19 protein-coding genes and 3 tRNA genes are annotated in these 18,510 nt (G+C 46.3%); 13 read left to right on the forward strand and 9 right to left on the reverse strand.

What is annotated here, in order from left to right:
• Nucleotides 1–49 precede the first annotated feature (49 nt).
• The 3 genes from PHG53_02875 to PHG53_02885 form a co-directional block, all read right to left on the reverse strand.
• The gene (locus PHG53_02875; GenBank protein MDD5380570.1) at nucleotides 50–469 is read right to left on the reverse strand and encodes a response regulator; all 420 of its coding nucleotides are present in this window, start codon (nucleotides 467–469) and stop codon (nucleotides 50–52) included.
• Nucleotides 438–2,876: an ATP-binding protein gene (locus tag PHG53_02880; protein MDD5380571.1), complete on the reverse strand. Its 2,439-nt coding sequence runs from the start codon at nucleotides 2,874–2,876 to the stop codon at nucleotides 438–440. Before PHG53_02880 ends, PHG53_02875 begins: the two co-directional genes overlap by 32 nt.
• Nucleotides 2,877–3,329: 453 nt before the next feature.
• Nucleotides 3,330–3,415 (reverse strand) — tRNA-Ser (locus PHG53_02885).
• A 222-nt stretch (nucleotides 3,416–3,637) separates the two neighbouring features.
• Here PHG53_02885 and PHG53_02890 point away from each other — a divergent pair.
• The 4 genes from PHG53_02890 to PHG53_02905 are packed head-to-tail and all read left to right on the forward strand — an operon-like array spanning nucleotide 3,638 to nucleotide 5,627.
• A complete protein-coding gene (locus PHG53_02890) occupies nucleotides 3,638–3,997 on the forward strand; it encodes a hypothetical protein (GenBank protein ID MDD5380572.1) in 360 nt (119 codons plus the stop codon).
• 32 nt (nucleotides 3,998–4,029) lie between these two features.
• Nucleotides 4,030–4,446 (forward strand): hypothetical protein, encoded by a 417-nt coding sequence (locus PHG53_02895; GenBank protein ID MDD5380573.1) that lies wholly within the window; start codon nucleotides 4,030–4,032, stop codon nucleotides 4,444–4,446.
• A 23-nt stretch (nucleotides 4,447–4,469) separates the two neighbouring features.
• Nucleotides 4,470–5,084 (forward strand): NAD(P)H:quinone oxidoreductase, encoded by a 615-nt coding sequence (wrbA, locus tag PHG53_02900; protein ID MDD5380574.1) that lies wholly within the window; start codon nucleotides 4,470–4,472, stop codon nucleotides 5,082–5,084.
• Nucleotides 5,085–5,114: 30 nt separating this feature from the next.
• Nucleotides 5,115–5,627: a hypothetical protein gene (locus PHG53_02905; protein MDD5380575.1), complete on the forward strand. Its 513-nt coding sequence runs from the start codon at nucleotides 5,115–5,117 to the stop codon at nucleotides 5,625–5,627.
• A gap of 18 nt (nucleotides 5,628–5,645) precedes the next feature.
• On the opposite strand, the gene tadA is transcribed toward PHG53_02905, so the two are convergent.
• Nucleotides 5,646–6,104 carry a tRNA adenosine(34) deaminase TadA gene (tadA, locus tag PHG53_02910; protein ID MDD5380576.1) on the reverse strand — a complete coding sequence of 153 codons (459 nt, stop codon included), beginning with the start codon at nucleotides 6,102–6,104 and terminating at the stop codon, nucleotides 5,646–5,648.
• A gap of 118 nt (nucleotides 6,105–6,222) precedes the next feature.
• On the opposite strand from tadA, the gene PHG53_02915 reads away from it, so the two are divergent.
• Nucleotides 6,223–7,578, forward strand: coding sequence for a ferredoxin reductase family protein (locus tag PHG53_02915; GenBank protein MDD5380577.1), 1,356 nt, complete (start codon nucleotides 6,223–6,225; stop codon nucleotides 7,576–7,578).
• A 120-nt stretch (nucleotides 7,579–7,698) separates the two neighbouring features.
• Here the strand turns inward: PHG53_02915 and PHG53_02920 are convergent.
• The 4 genes from PHG53_02920 to PHG53_02935 form a co-directional block, all read right to left on the reverse strand.
• Nucleotides 7,699–7,771 (reverse strand) — tRNA-Glu (locus PHG53_02920).
• Nucleotides 7,772–7,796: 25 nt separating this feature from the next.
• Nucleotides 7,797–8,177 carry a four helix bundle protein gene (locus PHG53_02925; protein MDD5380578.1) on the reverse strand — a complete coding sequence of 127 codons (381 nt, stop codon included), beginning with the start codon at nucleotides 8,175–8,177 and terminating at the stop codon, nucleotides 7,797–7,799.
• A gap of 57 nt (nucleotides 8,178–8,234) precedes the next feature.
• Nucleotides 8,235–8,308 (reverse strand) — tRNA-Met (locus tag PHG53_02930).
• A 104-nt stretch (nucleotides 8,309–8,412) separates the two neighbouring features.
• Nucleotides 8,413–9,099, reverse strand: a complete 687-nt coding sequence (locus PHG53_02935) for a hypothetical protein (GenBank protein MDD5380579.1) — start codon at nucleotides 9,097–9,099, stop codon at nucleotides 8,413–8,415.
• A gap of 164 nt (nucleotides 9,100–9,263) precedes the next feature.
• Here PHG53_02935 and pyrF point away from each other — a divergent pair, with 164 nt between their 5' ends.
• The 5 genes from pyrF (at nucleotide 9,264) to ispD (ending at nucleotide 13,631) form a co-directional block, all read left to right on the forward strand.
• Entirely contained in the window at nucleotides 9,264–10,214 is a 951-nt protein-coding gene (gene pyrF, locus PHG53_02940) for an orotidine-5'-phosphate decarboxylase (protein MDD5380580.1), read from the forward strand.
• 56 nt (nucleotides 10,215–10,270) lie between these two features.
• Nucleotides 10,271–11,623 (forward strand): UDP-N-acetylmuramoyl-L-alanine--D-glutamate ligase, encoded by a 1,353-nt coding sequence (murD, locus tag PHG53_02945; GenBank protein MDD5380581.1) that lies wholly within the window; start codon nucleotides 10,271–10,273, stop codon nucleotides 11,621–11,623.
• A gap of 202 nt (nucleotides 11,624–11,825) precedes the next feature.
• Complete coding sequence (locus tag PHG53_02950; protein ID MDD5380582.1) at nucleotides 11,826–12,215, forward strand: PilZ domain-containing protein; 390 nt, start codon at nucleotides 11,826–11,828, stop codon at nucleotides 12,213–12,215.
• 109 nt (nucleotides 12,216–12,324) lie between these two features.
• The gene (locus PHG53_02955; GenBank protein MDD5380583.1) at nucleotides 12,325–12,867 is read left to right on the forward strand and encodes a cob(I)yrinic acid a,c-diamide adenosyltransferase; all 543 of its coding nucleotides are present in this window, start codon (nucleotides 12,325–12,327) and stop codon (nucleotides 12,865–12,867) included.
• A 23-nt stretch (nucleotides 12,868–12,890) separates the two neighbouring features.
• Nucleotides 12,891–13,631 (forward strand): 2-C-methyl-D-erythritol 4-phosphate cytidylyltransferase, encoded by a 741-nt coding sequence (ispD, locus tag PHG53_02960; protein MDD5380584.1) that lies wholly within the window; start codon nucleotides 12,891–12,893, stop codon nucleotides 13,629–13,631.
• Between the two features lie 108 nt (nucleotides 13,632–13,739).
• Here ispD and PHG53_02965 read toward each other — a convergent pair whose 3' ends face one another.
• Nucleotides 13,740–14,948 (reverse strand): hypothetical protein, encoded by a 1,209-nt coding sequence (locus tag PHG53_02965; GenBank protein ID MDD5380585.1) that lies wholly within the window; start codon nucleotides 14,946–14,948, stop codon nucleotides 13,740–13,742.
• A gap of 238 nt (nucleotides 14,949–15,186) precedes the next feature.
• Between PHG53_02965 and murC the strand changes: the two genes are divergently transcribed.
• From murC to PHG53_02980, 3 genes are read left to right on the forward strand one after another with little or no spacing between them, the layout of a single operon-like run.
• Nucleotides 15,187–16,659 (forward strand): UDP-N-acetylmuramate--L-alanine ligase, encoded by a 1,473-nt coding sequence (gene murC, locus PHG53_02970; protein ID MDD5380586.1) that lies wholly within the window; start codon nucleotides 15,187–15,189, stop codon nucleotides 16,657–16,659.
• A complete protein-coding gene (gene murB / locus PHG53_02975; protein MDD5380587.1) occupies nucleotides 16,625–17,506 on the forward strand; it encodes a UDP-N-acetylmuramate dehydrogenase in 882 nt (293 codons plus the stop codon). The genes murC and murB overlap by 35 nt, the downstream gene beginning before the upstream one ends.
• Before the next feature lie 2 nt (nucleotides 17,507–17,508).
• On the forward strand, nucleotides 17,509–18,492 hold the full coding sequence (locus tag PHG53_02980) for a D-alanine--D-alanine ligase (protein MDD5380588.1): 984 nt from the start codon (nucleotides 17,509–17,511) through the stop codon (nucleotides 18,490–18,492).
• Nucleotides 18,493–18,510 lie beyond the last annotated feature (18 nt).

Consider the following 18,510-nt stretch of genomic DNA (forward strand, 5'->3'; position numbering starts at 1 on the left):
CTTGTCGTCTTCAACCATCAGAATTTTGAATCTTGTATTTTCCATAGTTTTATTCTCCGTTCGGCAGTTCGCTTAGGGTCCAGTAAACGTCAATCGTTCTCATTGCCTCAACAAACTTTTTATAATCTGCGGGCTTGACTATGTAACCTGCTGCGCACAACTCAAAAGTCTCAAATTTATCCTTTGTATCCATGGATGTAGTCAAAACCACAACAGGAATCTTTTTTAATACATCATCCGCTTTTACGACTTTCAGGAATTCGACGCCGTTCATTTTCGGCATATTCAAATCAAGAAGAATAATACACGGTTTCTCATTACCTTCACCTGTTAAATACTCAATTGCTCCCTCTCCATTGGGCGTGTGGACCAACGGATTTTTAACGTTCAGGTCCTTAAGCGCCCGCTTAACCATCATTACGTCCACACTGTCATCTTCAACCAACAACATTGGCTTCAAGCTTCGCATTTTTGACCCCCATTTCTTGCTTAGGCAAAGTGAAGAAGAATGTGCTTCCCTGCCCTGGTTTTGATTCAACCCATATTTTTCCATCGTACAACTCCACAATTTTCTTTGTTACAGTAAGACCAATACCGGTATTTTCAAACTTATCCCGCGGCGACAACGTCTGGAACAGCTGGAAAACCTTTTCATAATGCTTTTTCTCAATTCCGCGTCCGTTATCGGCGACACTAAACTTCCAGAAACCGTTCTCTTCGACACATCCAACTTTGATTTGGCCTTTCGGTTTATCCATATATTTCACGGCGTTACTCAGGAGGTTCTGGAACACCTGCATAATGCGGGTATGCTCACACTCAACCGTAGGCAGCTCGTCTTCGATTGTAATGGTGATATTTTCCGGCGGGGCAATTACATCAATAGTTTCTGCGACAAGCTCATTCAGATTCACCGCAACCTTTTCTTCTTCAGCATGTCCGACCTTGGAGTACTGCAAGATGCCGTCAATGAGGTTGTGCATTCGGTCCACGCGACCTGTAAGCAGTTTCATTTGCTCTTTGCCGGTTTCATCGAGCTTATCTGCATAATCGGCTGATATCCATTCCGCAACGGTCTTGATTCCCCGCAGCGGCGCTTTCAAATCATGTGATACTATGTACGCAAAATCCTTTAATTCCTTATTAACCTTTGCTACTTCGTGATTAGTGCGTTCCAGCTCCTGTATAAGCTGGGCCTGTCTTTGCTCTGCCTGCATACGTTCGGAGACATTGCGTGCGATTGCTATTATGAAGTCTTCTTTCCGGCACGAGCCATCCCGGTGATTTTGACTTACGAGTTTGAGGCTGGTTTCCGCGAAGAAAGTTGTTCCATCACTGCGTTTGTGCCGGCCTTGTATGACTAAATCTCCCCTGAGTTTGAGTTCCTTCATTTGCACCTGCCAGAAGGCATCATCCGGTATGGACTGCTCGATGTCTTTGAAGGCCATCTTGAGTAATTCTTCCCGCATATACCCCAGACTGTCACAAGCTCTATCATTTGTATCCAGTAAACGACCCCATTTTGGTTCCATGATAAAGATACAGTCATTCGACCGGTCTATAAGATTTCGAAGTAATTCCAGCTTCTCACTGGTCTGTTTGCGTGATGCGACTCTTCCCAGCTGCTCCGTCACTGCGTTTAACAAATCATCTTCTTCTTTAAGAAACGGACTTTGACCGTCTTCCTGTTTTTCCTCGAGGCGGTAAACCTCGACAGCTCCGACCTCGTATCCTTCTACTTTAAGCTTGGCATACTGGCTGTATTCACTTTTTCTGAAATTATCAGTTTTATAATTTATTCCTTCAAAAGTTATTCTTACACAAGTTTTTTCAGAATGCTGATATGCATAACGAATCAGAGTAACTGTCTGCTTAAATATTTCCTCCAATGAGATTCCCGGCTGCTCAATAAGTTTTGACAATGCATAAAAACAACTTAGATGCCTAATGTGCTGCTGCAATTTTTCCTGAACCAATAAATGCTCGCCAATTTCATTTTGAAGTTCTTCGTTGATGGCCGATAATCCCTCTGTGCGCTGCCTGACCTTTTCCTCGAGGATTGTTCGGGCTTCTTTTAATTTACAGGTCATATCATTGAAAGCCCGCGCGAGGTCTCCTATTTCATCTTTTGAACTGACCTGTATTTGGGTTTCCAATTCGCCCTGGCCTATTTTATCCGCGGCATCCTTGAGTTTTATGATGGGATTTGAAATAGTGCTCCAGATAAAATGGCAGACAACGATTACTGCCAAAAGGCCGACGATGGTTGATATAATAATGCTTTCCGTGCTGCTGCCGACCGCTTTTCTAATCTCCTCGGCCTTGGTAATCGGCCTTTGCCTTGTGCTTTTTATTAACTTCTCTGCAGTTTTCTGGGTTTCCAGCAACAGCGGTTCCACTTTACTCTCAAAAAATGACCTCGCCACTTCGGAACCCTGTTCTTCCTGAAGCGCAGCCGTTTTACTCACCAAAGGTATGAAACCATCCACTTTTGTTTTCAAATCTTCGAATGTTTTTACTTCTTCCGATTGTTTTTCTTCTCTGAAAAGTTCGATTTTCAGTTTTATTGCATCTTCCCAGAGCAACGTGAATTGCTGCAGTTTAGAAACACTCTCTCCAACTGCGTTTTTTACAATCTTTTTATGCTCCGGAGTCTCATCAATTCTCCCAAGCAAGAGTTTGTTAATATTTGTCTGAATTCTCTGGATGTGGTAGGCAATCTCTGTCGCTGCTTTTGCCTCGTTAGAATTGCTTAATAATATCTGGTCAACATCGACTGCGATATTGGCGTTGTATTTTATGGCGATTACGCCGATGATACCCACCAACGAAGCAATCCCTATAAAAAACAAAATCGATTTTTGGCCTATTCGCATTTCACACCTTTTTATTTTTTATTCAGATACCCGTATAAACCACGTTTAATTTTCTCCTTCGTCCGTAGCCCCGTTTTCGTCAGATGGTTGATCATAAAGAATTGTCGGCATATCAAGGGGGCAATTTCATTTAAAAGGCGTTTTTTTGACAATACCCTTGAACTTTTCCGGTATATTCTGGGACGTAGAATATGCTGATTTTTAAGGGTGTTTAGGTTTTCCAACCCTTATTGGTGGAGAGAAACAGTATAACTCAAAAGCCGATAAACAAGTCTTAAACCGGCTTCCAGGAGCCGTATTTAATAACGTCCGATTTAGTCGAAATTTATCGCTATTAGTGTGGTGCTGATGAAGACTTAGGCCGGATACAACTTCATTTCCTGATTTCTGCAATCCATCTGTCTGATTCGGATTTTGATTCCAATCCCACCTACCCCAAGGCAAACAACATAACGGAGAGGGCGGGATTCGAACCCGCGGTAGGGAAACCCTACATACGCTTTCCAAGCGTACTCCTTCGGCCACTCGGACACCTCTCCGACAAAAGATTAAAAATACCGGTTTTAAAGGCGTTTTTCAACTTTAAACTTCGACTGCCATATGTATATTAGTAGCAGGCAGATATATTAAAACTTCTCTTGAAATGAACCACTCAAGCCGATTTTAAGACTATAAAGAATAAATGGCAGCTGTCAGCAAAATTTGAAAAGAGTTTAAAGAACTTTGGCAACAATATCACAAATAAATTTTGGAGGTGTAAAATGCACGACGAACAAATCAAAAAAATGATCGATGATATATACGATGACTCAAGGGAAAACACACTTCGTTCGATGATCGGCGACTTTTACAACAGAAAGATGTTTTCTATCGTTGTTCTTGTGTGGATATGGGCGATTATCTTTATTGGCGGCGCCATCTACAGCGGCATTCAATTCTTCAATACAGACCTGCTCAGGGAACAGATAATGTATGCGGTTATCTTTCTCTGCTGCTTTCAAGGTATTGCAATGATAAAGATTTTCGCCTGGCAGATAATACATAAGAACAGCCTCAAACGTGAAGTGAAACGGCTGGAGCTTCGCATAGCCGAATTAGCCGAGACCGTGAAAAATAAATAAAAAAATTTATGGCTCATTGAAAGGAGTCAAAAATGCGTGGACTGAAGATTAGTCTATGGGTAACCGGGATTTTGTGCCTGCTGTGCGTATTTGGGATGTTCCTGCCTATCTCAACACTGGAATCGTTTACCAAGGTCTTTGGAATTGAGTCGCTTTCCGGGCCGCCGATGGCCACGTATGCAATTCGCGTTATGTCAGCAATGTGTGTCGGAATCGGGGTATTTTTAATTATTCTCGCGCTGAACCCAATGAAGTACGGAGTAATGGTGCCGTTCTCAGGTATTACCGCCGTACTTTTAGGTGTGGTCTGCGGGATAATAGGACCGGCGGTGGGAATGCCAGCTAAATGGTTCCTCGGTGATTGCTTGAGCAGTCTTGTACTGGGCGTTCTAATACTTGTATTCTGGCAGCGGGCCAAGCGATGTTCACAGCCAGGTGCAACCACCTGATAAAAACGAGAAAGGATAAATTTATGACAAAAATACAGATTGTTTTCTACAGTATGTACGGGCACGTGTATCGGCTGGCCGAAGCTGTGGCTGAAGGAGCCCGCCAGGTCCCAAACACAGAAGTAACCCTATACCAAGTCCAAGAACTTGTTCCTGAAGAAGCGCTGGTAAAAAGCGGCGCCAAAGCGGCACGACAGGCATTTGCGCACATCCCCATCGCACAACCCGACAAGCTGGCCGAGGCCGATGCGATTATATTCGGCACGCCGACGCGGTTCGGCAATATGTGTGCTCAAATGCGCAATTTCCTCGACCAGACTGGTTCATTGTGGGGCAAAGGTGCCCTCATCGGAAAAGTCGGCAGTGTTTTCGCCAGCACCGGGACTCAGCACGGAGGACAGGAAACAACCATTACAAGTTTTCACTCCACGCTGTTACATCACGGAATGATTGTTGTCGGGGTGCCTTACTCTCAACAGGGCTTGCTCAATATGAAGGAAATTACAGGAGGCACGCCGTATGGCGCGACAACTCTTGCCGGTGCCGATGGGTCCCGTCAGCCGAGCGAGAACGAGTTAGCTATTGCCAAATTCCAGGGCAAACACGTTGCCGAGATTGCGAGCAAACTCTGTCGGTAAATTCAATCTTATATTACTAAGGAGGCGGTAATGAAAATATTCAAAAATTTGCTTTTGCTGCTAACTTCATTATTATTGGCGCAGTGTGATAGCGTAAGAAAGGTTGATGAGATGGCCAAACCTAGAATAGAGGAACAAAACCCGATGGAAAAGTTCGAGTTCTTTTTAGGCGATTGGAACCTTGAATACAAAATACCTAAAAGCACACTCAGCGAAGCAATGACCGGGACCGGCAGCGGGACGTTCAAAAGAGCACTAAAGAACAAATACGTGTTTTTCGATTATGAAGGGGCACATGGTATCTTCGCGTGGGATGATAAGGAGAAGGTCTATAAATACTGGTGGTTTGAAGACTCGGGGAACTTTACGTGGGCGATATGTAATTTCGTCGATGATGATACTTTGTTTATGGATTGGCAGAATGAGCCAATGACACAGACTTTTACCAGGGTGGGGCAAGACAAAATCATTCTGAGAATGAGCCAGTCTCTTGGTGAAGATAAATCTGAATTGGTTCTGGAAGTAATACTAACGAGAAGATAGAAATTGCAATTGCTTTTCTCAACGCTTGCGGGCAAAAAATTTCTGTAAGATTTTACTGCACTCGTCGGCCATAACGCCGCTTGTAACTTCCAGCCGGTGATTTAGCCGTTCATCCGTTACAATATTGTAGAGACTTTTCACCGCGCCGGTCTTCGGATCATCACAGCCGTAAACTAATTTATCCATCCTGCTCAAAACAAGCGCGCCTGCACACATAGGACAAGGTTCCAATGTAACATACATAGTGCAGTCGTTGAGGTGCCAGTTCTCCAGTGCCGCAGCCGCCTGGGTAAGCGCGATTATCTCCGCGTGCGCAGTCGGGTCCTGCAGTTGTTCCCGCTGATTATATGCCTTTGCGATGATTTGATTTTTATGAACGATTACCGCCCCAATCGGCACATCGCCGTTTTCCTCAGCAATTTCGGCCTGTTTGATAGCCGCCTGCATATAAAACTCGTCTTTATCTTTGTCAGTCATTGGACTCAAGTATTTAAATACTATGACCTATCTTATATACTCCCATATAGAACAACCGTCAAGTAATTGCCTGCGATTAACAAGGCAGCGAGCTTGATGTTTAAACACAATTAGGGTAATGTCAAGATGGTTAAAAGAAAGAGAAAACATGGACATCTCCAGCTGGGAATATTTAAAAGCAAAACTTATAATGCGCAAGGCGATTTTAATCGGATTAATCGCGGTAACATCGCTTTTGCCGCTGACGTTTTTAGATTTAAACGAACCAACATCAACGCTGGTTATTTATAAGCTGCTGGCCAAAGCCGGGTCGCTCTGCGGCACGGTCTTAATATTATGGCAGTTTCTGCTCGGATTTCGTGCGGCCATGGGCAAAATAATGCGAGATTATTTATGGGTTCTGGAGACACATAAACAAATCGGAAAATATATCCTGCTGCTCATATCACTCCATCCGATATTTATTACACTATACTATCTCGAAAAGAAAAATATTAATCCGTTTTTGCTGGATGGGACTGAGTCTTTTAAATGGTGGGTGCTGGGGGGTATGCTCGCGTTCGCATTATTTCTTGCAGTAGTATTAACAAGTGTTTTCCTGCGCGAACGTCTTGGCCGAGCGAAGTGGTACAGCGTGCATATTTTAAGTTACGCTGCTTTTGCGCTGGCGCTGGGGCACGCCTTCGCGTTAGGCAGTACGATTGGCACAACCGGAGCGTATTACTTCTGGATAGGATTATCAATAATAGCGGCGGTATTTTTACTTTATCGGCTGATTTACCTCACAGAACTTATAAGTGCGAAACATATAGTTACAAAAGTCGAAAACGTGGGGAACAATGTCACCAAGATAAGCTGTGAGCCTACAGGCAGAAAACTGAAGCCGCGGCTTGGGCAGTTCATATTCTTCAGAAGAGGATTGAAAGGGCGAATTCGTCCATTCACTGTTTCACATTACCAGCCCCAGACCGGCGAACTGAGCATCACGGTCAAAGCTCTGGGAGACACGACGCAAAATCTGCAGTCGATTAAGCCGGGCGAAACCGTTTACATTGACGGGCCTTACGGTGTATTTTCACAGGCGGCGATGAAAACACAACGGCCGATTGTAATGATTGCCGGCGGAATAGGAATTACGCCCTTCTTGCGTCTCTTTGAGGAACTGGCATACGAACCAGACCGCGAACTGCACCTATTTTATGGAAATAAAAAAAAGCATGAAATCCTGTATAAGCAAGAACTTGAAAACGTAGAAACTGTAAATGTAATACACGTTCTCAGCGACCAGCCGGAATATCAGGGAGAAACCGGATATATTACAATTGATTTGCTAAGGAAATATCTGCATCGCCCGCTGAATGAATATGAATTTCTTATTTGCGGCCCGCCGGTAATGATAACGAAGCTTGAAAGCGCTTTATCCGCACAAGATGTGCCGCAAGAGCAGATACATCACGAACTTTTCGGCTATTAAATCGCGCACGACCATCAAATTGACACATCACCGTTCTCCTCGGCGATTTTGGCTTGGTCGATGGCTATACGCATAAACTGCTCGTCCTGTTTGGTAATCTCTATCATAGACTAAAAAAAATACCCCCAAGGGGAATCGAACCCCTGTTACCGGGTTGAGAACCCGGTGTCCTGGGCCGCTAGACGATGGGGGCCTTTTCAGTCGTTGGTGAATAGGGATTAGTGAATAGTATTTTCTCGAAGTTTTTTGACCAATCCCATAATCATCTTGCTAATTTGTTCTGCCTCGCCAATTAAGCTTTCGGCATTGTTATTCTTTATAAAACCAAGCCGTTGGGCAATCGTAAGTTGCGTTATCACTTCCGAACAGCTACCTAAAGCGGTAAATAAAAATTGTGCATATTCTTTATTGTGAAACCTGCCAAATCCTTCAGCAATATTCGACGGTATTGAAACTGCAGCTCGTCTTAGTTGTCCGGTCAGTCCGTAAACTTCTTCTTTTGGAAAAGTCTTGGTATTTTGGTAAATATCTTCAACTAACTGGACTCCTCGTTGCCAAATCTTAAGGTCTCTGAAATTCTTTATCTTTGTGCTATTCACTATTCACAAACACCTATTCACTTACCTCAACGTCGATTTCCTTCGACGTTGAGGTAATAGCGGCGGTCGGAATCGAACCGACGACCCTGGGCTTATGAATCCCATGCTCTAACCAGCTGAGCTACGCCGCCGACATTTATAAGTCTCCGTAATATAACCGCTTTTCCCCGCCAAAACCAGCATTTTTTCAAATCAGGCCTATTTCAATTCTTTTTTTTTAATCGGCGTAAAAATCTCAATCAAAGGCCGGGGCGAAGTGAATCGTCAGTTTCTTCGGCTCAAGAGTTATTTTATCCACCCGCACTTTTTTATCTTCGACATCAAAAACAGGCTTAAACGGCTTATCATCCAATAATGACGCAGCAATCTGCGTCTGCACATCCTCCGCACCGATGCCAGCCTCGGCAAATCGCTGCTGACATATACTTCTGGCCAGCACCCTGGCAAGGGGCGTAATATCCACGGCCCCAACCTGCACGCTCGCCACGTGCAGATTCAAAAGTCCTTCGGCGTCAAGGGCAGGCTCAGCCACAACGGTGCCGACAAGTTCGGCCCCATCCATAACCACTGTTGCCATCAATACCACGCTGCCGGTTGAAAAAAACATCATCGGCGCTGAAATCTTGACGCTGCCTAAATCCTGCGGCCAGTCAAAACGAGCGACAATATCGTTTATCCCGCTTTGTGTAACGACCAAATCAAACGGCTCCTGGAGCTGCGCACCGTTATAAAGCTCCGGCAGCAACTCGTTCGTCAGATACAAACTGATCTCTTTGCTGTGAGCGTAATCAAGCGGCTTATAATAAGCGGGTCTGTGCAAAAGCATAGCAAAAATAACAACTATTATGGCTGCTATTACGGCTAAAACAGCCGAAAGCAAATACACCCATTTTTTGAATCTGGCCTTTTTGAGAGCTTCCAAATCTTCGTTTACCTTTACTTAATAATCAATTTTTATTTTGTCCTGAACTAACGGCCGCGATAATACTTTCTTACTTTCGTAAAATCAATTGCTAAAAACCAAGCGCGCGGTTATAGTAGTCAGGCTATTTATTGAAACTATTTAAGATGAAAGAAAGGAAACTGATGTCAAACCACTTTGCTGACCGTCTCTGCAAGGCCGTGAAAAGTAAAAGAACACCTCTGGTCGTAGGACTCGACCCCATTTACAGCCGGCTCCCTGCGGCGATAAAAAACCATCGCAGTATGAACGATGAGTTCGATGCAGCTGCCGCAATAGATGCAATTCTCGATTTTTGCACACAAACGCTGCGAATTATCGCCCCGATAACGCCGGCAGTGAAAATAAACATCGCTTTTTTCGAAAAATACCTTTCGGAAGGCATAGAAAGTTATTATTCGCTGATTTCCGAAGCGGATGATTTAGGCCTGGAAATAATCGGGGACGTTAAACGCGGCGATATCGGCCATACCGCAGAACTTTACGCCGAAGCCCATTTGCAGAATCCAGAATTAGCAGGCCTGGAGGACATACTTACTCCCGACGCCATTACCATAAACGGTTTCGCAGGGGCCGAGGGAATAGAACCCTTTGCGGACATGGCTGATAAACAGGGCAAAGGCGTTTTCGTCTGGGTTAGGGGAAGCAACCCAGGGGCCGCGGTAATTCAGGATTTCGCCGATGCCAAAGGCCAAAGGATGTATGAAAAAATCGCTGAAGTCGTCAACGAAATCGCAATCAAACCCGAACGAATCGGCGACAGCGGCTACAGCAATGTAGGAATGATAGTGGGCGGAACATCACCTGAGGTCACAACCGCCTTGCGCCAAAAATATGATAAGGTATGGTTTCTTGTGCCGGGCTTCGGCTCACAAGGCGCCTCTGCCGCTGACTGCATCAGGTTCTGCAAATCCGATGGCACGGGAGCGTTAATCGCCGCATCGCGTTCGATAATCTACGCACACGAAAAGCCGCAATACAAAGAGCAGTTCGGCGATGACTGGAAAAGATGCATCGAGCAGGCCGCCATCGATGCGAAAGTCGAGCTTTCAAACGCGATGCAAACCAAACTTTGAAACGGCCCCGGCATTCGGCAAATTGCATCTGAATAACAAAACACGAACCACAAACAATGGATAGGCAATTTTTCGCAGGTAAAGACGTCCTGGTGATGGGTTTAGGCCGCTTCGGCGGCGGAGTCGATGCCGCCAAGTTCGCCGCAGAGGCCGGCGCAAAGGTAACTGTAACCGACCTGGCTTCGGAGGAGGAATTGAGCAGCTCAATAAAGCAGCTCGAAGAATTTCCTGATATAGAATATCACCTCGGCTCGCACGACCCCGCCGATTTCAAACAAGCCGACGTTATCATAGCCAACCCTGCGGTCCCGCCCGACAATAAGTTTTTGGAGTTTGCCCGGGGGCACAATAAATTTATTACATCCCAAATAAACATCTTTTTCGAATTGTGTCCCGCACCGATAATCGGCATAACAGGCGCCAACGGCAAAAGCACAACAGCAGCCCTAATTGCGTATCTTCTCAAAAGTGCGAGCAACTACAATGTCTGGCTTAGCGGCAATATAGGCAATGAGCCGTTATTAACCATAACGGATCAAATCAAACCCGGCGATTTAGTTGTGCTGGAGCTGTCGAGTTTCCAAATCGAGCAGCTGGCACAAATTCCAAAAGCCCCGAATGTCGCATTATTAACAAATCTCACGCCAAACCATCTTGACCGCTACGGCACATTTGCAAACTACTGCGCCGCCAAGGAAAATATCTTCAAATTCCAAAAACTTGACAGCCCCCCTGCCGTCTCTATCTTTAACGCTGAAGATGAAATTGCAGCCAAATGGTTTGAAAAATACAGGCGAGATGCCGGCAGAATTTGCGTGAAATTTTCAGCTGATGATGTGAGCAAAGAGATTCGGGATAGTTTCCCGCTGCCCGGCCGGGCCAACCTTTCCAATCTTGCCGCCGCCTTGTGTATAGCCAGGCATTTTGGCGTTGAGGACCGCAAAATAATAAAGGAATTGCCGAAGTTTAAGGGTTTGCCGCACCGGCTCGAATTTGCCGCGGAGATAAACGGCGTTAAGTGGTACAACGACTCGAAAGCCACTACGCCGGAAAGTGCGATTACCGCAATAGAGGCCTTCGACCAGCCGGTGATTATCATTGCAGGCGGATATGACAAGCACATACCATTCGACGAATTCGGCCAAAAAATAGCCAAAAAGGCAAAGGCAGCCATTTTACTCGGCCAAACCGCCCCGAAAATTGCAGATGTAATTACGGCCTGTCCAAAAACCAAAATAAAAATTGAAATTGTCGATTCACTACCCAAGGCGGTTGAGCTTGCCAAACAATTAGCGGCAAATGGTGATGTTGTTTTATTGAGTCCGGCCTGTGCGAGCTACGATATGTTCGGAAACTACGAGCAGAGGGGAAATGAATTCTGCAAACTTGTCCGAGAAAACCGCGGTTAGTTATAGGAACATAGCCGTAAAAAAACTGAAACAGCGTAAAAAAATTCAATCCGGTCTCCGCCTATTTCCAAACTAAAATTCAGCCATCCGCTTCACTACTCCCTCCCAGGCAAAGAGTACCCCGCAACCATACATAAAGTCATCTGTTAAATCCGCCGATTTGCAAGCAGTAAAAAGAGGCTATTTTCGAGGAGGATTTATAATGGACGTTAACAGCGAACGAAGAAGAGAACAGAGACTCCGCTATCATTGGCCCGTCTGGTTCGCCGAGAACTTCAGCGAAACCCTGTCACAAGGCCAGATGGTTGACATTTCCAGCACCGCTGCTGCGTTCACCTGCCGAAAAGACGAGCAATATCCTAATATCGGCCAACATTTAACCGCCCGCTTTAGCGTTCCCCGTTTACAGCCGGGAGAAGCCTTTGATATGGCAAATTTCACCCGTTCAGGCCGTATCTGCCGGGTTGATGACATAAGCATGTTTTGCCGGCGTATTGTAGTGCAATTTTTCAAACCGCTGCCGTTTAAGCCCGGCGAACAAATCGACAACGAATTTGAAGCACAGGAACAACTCGTAGCTGCCATGGTATAATCCTGAAACAACGGGACGGGCCATTCAGCACATCTCAGGATTCAATTTACAATCCCAAGATTCCATTTTTAATTTTTACTTTTCAATTCCTACCTCTTAATATACTGCTATGTTGGAAAAAGGGCTTGTCCAGATATATACCGGCGACGGCAAGGGCAAAACGACCGCAGCGTTCGGTTTGGCACTGCGCGCAGCAGGTCAGGGCAATAAGGTTCTGATTTACCAGTTTTTAAAACCTCCCTCGCTGGATATCGGCGAACGTTTCGCCCTAAAGCTTGGTGCCGTCAGAATCAGGGTCGAGGCGCTCGATATCGAATGGGATATGGCCAAATCCTTCGACGACAAAGAACAGGTCGCCCAGGCCAAAACTGCTATCAGCAAGGCCCTCGATAGAATCGCCCAAACCGCAGAGAAGCGATTTTATGATTGTGTCATACTCGATGAGATTGTGTTTTGCCTTTCAAAAGGTCTTGCCAGACTGGAAGATATAAAAAATATTATCGATAAAAAAGACCCTGCCGTCGAAATTGTCCTGACCGGCCGAGGGGCAACCGGCGAGCTGACAGCAATGGCGGATTTGGTAACAGAAATGAAAAATATCAAGCATCCGTTCGACAATGGGTTATCCGCAAGACGAGGTATTGAGTTTTAGATAGTATATAGGGGTTACTTGCTATGAGTAAGAAGGTTGGCGTGATAATCTGTGCCGCAGGGGCGAGCAACCGGTTCGGCGGAAAAAGGAAGAAACCATTTGTCGACGTGGATGGCCGGGCGGCCTTTCTGCGAAGCGTTGAAATTTTTTCCGGCCGAGACGACGTAAAACAAGTACTATTAGCCATCGCTTCCGAAGACGAGGAGCTTGTAAACATCAAATGGGGACCTAACCTGAAGTTTTTCAACGTAAAAACCTATTTCGGCGGCGCTGGGCGTTTCGACACCGTCCAAAAGGGTCTGGAGCTTATCAAAGACGATATTGAGCTTATCGCTGTTCACGATGCCGTCAGGTGCTGTGTTAAAGAAGAATGGATTGACAAAGTCATTGCAGAAGCCGCCAAAACAGGTGCCGCTATGCTGGCCTGTCCCGTCGTAGCTACCATTAAAGAAGTCACAGACAGCATAATAATCCGAACCGTTGACAGGACCGGCCTCTATGAGGCGCAAACGCCGCAGGTTTTCGAGGTTTCGCTGCTGAAAAAGGCTTACGCTAATCTCAAAAACCTGGACAAAAACAAAATCAGCGATGATTCGCAATTGGCCGAAGCAATCGGACAAAAGGTGTCCATCGTGGAGACAGATTCATCAAATATCAAAATCACACGCCAAAGCGATATTGCGATTGCCGAAGCGATTCTCAAATCCCGTCCGAAACCGATACCGAAAGGCCCAATCGGGCCGTACATCGAAGCGCAATGGTAAAAATTATATAAAGACACGAAGCACTAAACGCTGAGTGGAATGTTCCGGGGCAGCTTTACAGGGCCTTTGTCGATGGGTTCATCCTGAAATCAGGTGAATATGCCCGCTTCATAAATGGCTAACGAGGATTCTGTAAGAGTTACCCGTCCTCTGCTTAAGCTGGATTGTTATTTTATTTTTCCCGTCCCGAAAAAAATCCCTTTTACCAATATCGAATGCCGCACCTTCAAGATGTGGAACAGACGTATCAGCATTCATCAGTTTGACCGGCGCCTTCCCATGACGGCATTCAGCGACGCTGTCATCAGCATACATAATCAAGACGCCGCTTCCGGGGAGATTCTTGTCACACCCAATGGGCTGGCGGTTCTCAATCAGGTAATAGGTAGTCGCAGAAAGCGGTATCTTGACGGCCAAAACCTCAGATGAACCATCCTCAAGAGGACCTAAGACCAATTCGGTCGCTTTGCCCGGCCTGACGACCTTTATCTTTGACTGGTCAATCCAGTTCAACCTCATCCTGGTCCAGGAGGATACCCCTGGCGGCGGCACTTCCCTTTTATAGAAGTGGCAAGACATCGGGTCCCAGAACCCCATGTTGACCATTGCATCGACAGCCACCTCTCGTAGCGGACCGGGTTTGGCCTGCAGGTCATGGTCATAGAGGCAAGGCACCATTCTTTTGCCTGCCCTCACCCCTCCAATAATATGAGCGATATCGTGAAAGAGAGTTCCAAGATGTGCCTGATAGCAGAAGATTGCGACTCCCCCTCTGACCCGCTGGCCGCTCCTGGTCTTTAGAACGTCTTTCGAGTTCCAGCCGAGCATACCCGGGTATCCACAGAGGCCGATCATCCCATAATCCGCCACCTTCGCACTCATAAAAATGACCGCGAAGGAGTATTTGGAAAAATCAACTTCCTTATCTGCCGCGTTGAGAGCATCTTCGATTAGTTTCTTAACCAGTGATTTGTCCACCTCCAGATTTCTTGGTGAGATTTTATACCGGTGGATAGAATCCGGCATCTTGAACCATCTTTTTGTAACATCGATATCCAAAGAAACCTTGCCGTAGGACATTTCCTTAACATAGTTGTTCAACTGCTGGGAGAATCTTTTTTGAACGAGTTCACGGTCTATGTTATGCGGCACATCCGGAAACTCTACAAGGATAACGATTCCTTTCTCGACGGTCCCTGCCTGCTGCGTGTCTTTAGCCGGTTCACCAAAAACCGGCCCCCGGACCAGCAAGAAAACAAAAATGGCCGCTAAAACAAAGATTGGAAAAGGAAACAGCTTAACACTATTCTGCTTCATAATGGTTTCTCCGGCAAACGCGTTACGAACAGATGACGGAAATTTTGACACGTTTTCCATATCATATCGCTAATTATATTAACCGACAACTGTAAGGTACGCAAAATACTAATTTTTATAAACATTTAACCATGTAAAAATAAGAAAGCCGATTATGTCTTTTTTCTTTTTTTCGGCCGACTGGTGTGATACATTATTTGCCTATTTACTATAGGAGAATCGGCGCAGAAAGGAAGCTATGAAACAGCAGGGTTTAGAAACTCGCCAGAAAAGTATCAAAGCGGTTCATAGATATGAGGTCGTTGGAAGCGGAAAAAAAGTGAGCGTAGCAGGAAAAAGATTTCATTTCATCGGTGCGGGCGGGACAGGAATGAGCGGATTGGCGCAGCTTTTGATAAAACACAAGGCAATTGTGACCGGCTCGGACCAAACGGCAAGCGATGTGACAGAAAAGCTTTGCCAAACAGGCGCTGATATAAAAATCGGCCACAAGGAGCATAACTTAAACCCGGCGACTGACGCTGTTGTTATATCCGCTGCAATAAAGGAAGATAACCCCGAACTGAAATTGGCCCGCCGGGAGAACATTCGAGTTTATAAATACGCCCAGATGCTCGGCGAATTAATGGACTTCTATGACGGCATAGCCGTAAGCGGCACTCACGGCAAGAGCACAACAAGCGGCTGGATAGTTTATCTGCTCAAGCAAGCCGGGGCCGACCCGAATTTTATCATCGGGGCCAAAATCAGCCAGTTAGACAGTTCATCCGGCGCAGCGGACGGTAAACATTTCGTCGCTGAGGCCTGCGAATATGACAGGAGTTTTCTTAATTTAAAACCCAAAATCGGCTGCATACTGAATATCGAGGCCGACCATCTCGACTACTACAAGAATGAAGCAGAAATAGTCGAGGCGTTTGAGGAGTTCGCGAGCAGGATAAAGCCCGGCGGCGTGCTGATCGCAAATGGACAGGACGAGAATGCGGCGAAAGTCATTCAACAATTACCAGGTGACAGACGCTGTGAAACATTCGGGCTCGATGAAAGCTGTAATTTCTACGCCAAAAATCTCCGGTTGAGCAACGGACTCTATTCCTTTGGCATTTATCACAATGGTGAATTGCTGGGAGCGGCTAAAATTTCCCTGCCGGGCAAACACAACGTCCTAAATGCCCTGGCAGTAACAGCTATGGCGGTTAACGCTGGATTGCCCCCTCAGCAAATACTCCAATTACTGCCTGGGTTCACCGGTGTCGAGCGCCGATTGATGCTAAAAGGCCAGGTCGGTCAAATCACGGTTCTTGACGATTACGCCCACCATCCGACTGAAATCAGGGCATCACTTGCGGCTATTCGTCAAAAATACCAGCCCAAACGCGTCTGGTGCATTTTCCAGCCGCACCAGTACAGCAGAACAAGATTTTTACTTGATGATTTTGCGGAAAGCTTTAAGCTTGCCGATATAATTATTGTGCCGGAGATTTATTTCGTCAGGGACTCACAGGAAGAAAAAAAAGAGGTAAATGCACAGATACTCGTCGAGCGGGTGCGGGCCAATGGAACAGAGGCGATATTTATCGACGGTTTCGGGAATATTTGCGATTATCTGAAAAAAAAGACGGGTCCCGGCGATTTGGTAGTTACTATGGGTGCAGGTGATATTTGGAAGGTGGCAGATGAATATCTTCAGTGGCTTAGAAAAAATAATTGAAACAGATTATCCGCTGGCCAAAGACACATGGTATGGTTTAGGCGGACCGGCGGACTATCTTATAAGACCGGAAACGGTCGAACAACTCAAAACGATAGCCAAGCGGTGCAATGAAAATGACATCCCGATGTATATGCTGGGTTTCGGTTCCAACCTGCTCATCGGTGATGACGGCCTGCGGGCAGCGGTGATAAAGCTCGAAACAGAAAAGTTCGCACAGACCCAATTCAATGGCGAACAGATCGTCGCCGGGGCAGGCGCAAAACTGAGCGAACTGGTTTTAACGTGCGTTAAAAAAGGGCTGTCAGGCCTTGAAGCCCTGACGGGTATACCAGGCTCAATCGGCGGAGCGGTAAAAATGAATGCAGGCGGCAACTTCGGAGATATCGGCGCGGCCATAGAAACCGTCACGCTTATGGACAGCCAAGGCGATACCTTTGAAAAGAGCAAGCCCGAGCTGATGTTCGACTACCGCAGCACAAATATCACCGCCCAATTCATTCTAAATGCTACTCTGAAGCTGGCTAGCGCCGACCCTGAGCAAATTATGCGGACGGTAAAGGAAATCTGGATTTACAAAAAGAACAGTCAGCCGTTAAATACGCGAAATTGCGGCTGTGTATTCAAAAACCCAAGAGGCGTTTCCGCCGGAGCTTTGATTGACAGGTCCGGCTTAAAAGGGCTGCGAATCGGCGGGGCCGTCGTCAGCGAAAAACACGCGAATTTCATCCTCGCGGAGGACGGATGTAAAAGCCGCGACGTCGTGAGACTTATAGACGCCATAAAAGAAAGAGTTAATGAACAGTTCGGCATCGAGCTGGAACTTGAAATAGAAATCTGGGATTAACAATGACCGCTGAACCTTCGGCAGGCCCCCAATCACCTTTAAAGGTAAAAGCAGCCGTCCTTATGGGCGGTATCGGCGAAGAGCGCGACATCAGCATCCAAAGCGGCGGCTGTGTAGCCCAGGCATTAAAACAGGCCCGCCTGAATGTGGTAACTTACGATGTAAGACCTGACAATCTGGAAATACTTGAAGACGGCAGTATCGATGTGTTCTTTCTTGCGCTGCACGGCAGGTTCGGCGAAGACGGCCAATTGCAGCAAATACTCGAAGACAAAGGACTTTGCTATACCGGCAGCGGGCCCCAGGCGTGCAGACTGGCCCTTGACAAAATGGCAAGCAAAAAAGCTTTTGCCAAAGCCGGCGTACCCACTCCTGCGGTGGTTGAGTTCAAACCCGATGCCGACCCCTCCAAACTTGAAAAGCATATCAAACAGGTTGCAGATAAATTCGTGGTCAAACCTGTATCACAGGGAAGCAGCGTCGGCGTCACCATAGTTGATAACCCGAAGTCGGCCCTGGCAGAAGCGCAAAAGTGCTCAGCCAGTTTCGGCGACTGTATGATTGAAGAATACATCGCCGGACGCGAGATAACCGTCGGCGTGCTGCTGGACCGGGCGCTGCCCATTATCGAAATTAAAAGTAAAACTGACTTTTACGATTATCACGCAAAATACGTCGATGACAGAACACAGTTTCTTTTCGACACAATTGGCGACCCTTCGCTGACAAAAAAAATCGAAGCTGCAGCGATTGATTGTTTCAACGCGCTCGGGCTGAGGCACTTTGCGAGACTCGATTTTATTTTAAGCGATGACGAAAATTTTTATGCCCTCGAAGCCAACTCTATTCCGGGACTGACAAGCCATTCGCTTCTGCCAAAGGCCGCGGCCAGGATAGGGTTGTCAATGAGCGATTTGTGTACGAAAATAATCGATGCGGCTTTGGAAAACAAAAAAGCTGCGTGCCGTTCGAGGAAATCCAAATAAATACCAATGACTGAAAGC

It is taken from the genome of Phycisphaerae bacterium, from assembly GCA_028714855.1.
Classification (GTDB): Bacteria; Planctomycetota; Phycisphaerae; order Sedimentisphaerales; family Anaerobacaceae; genus CAIYOL01.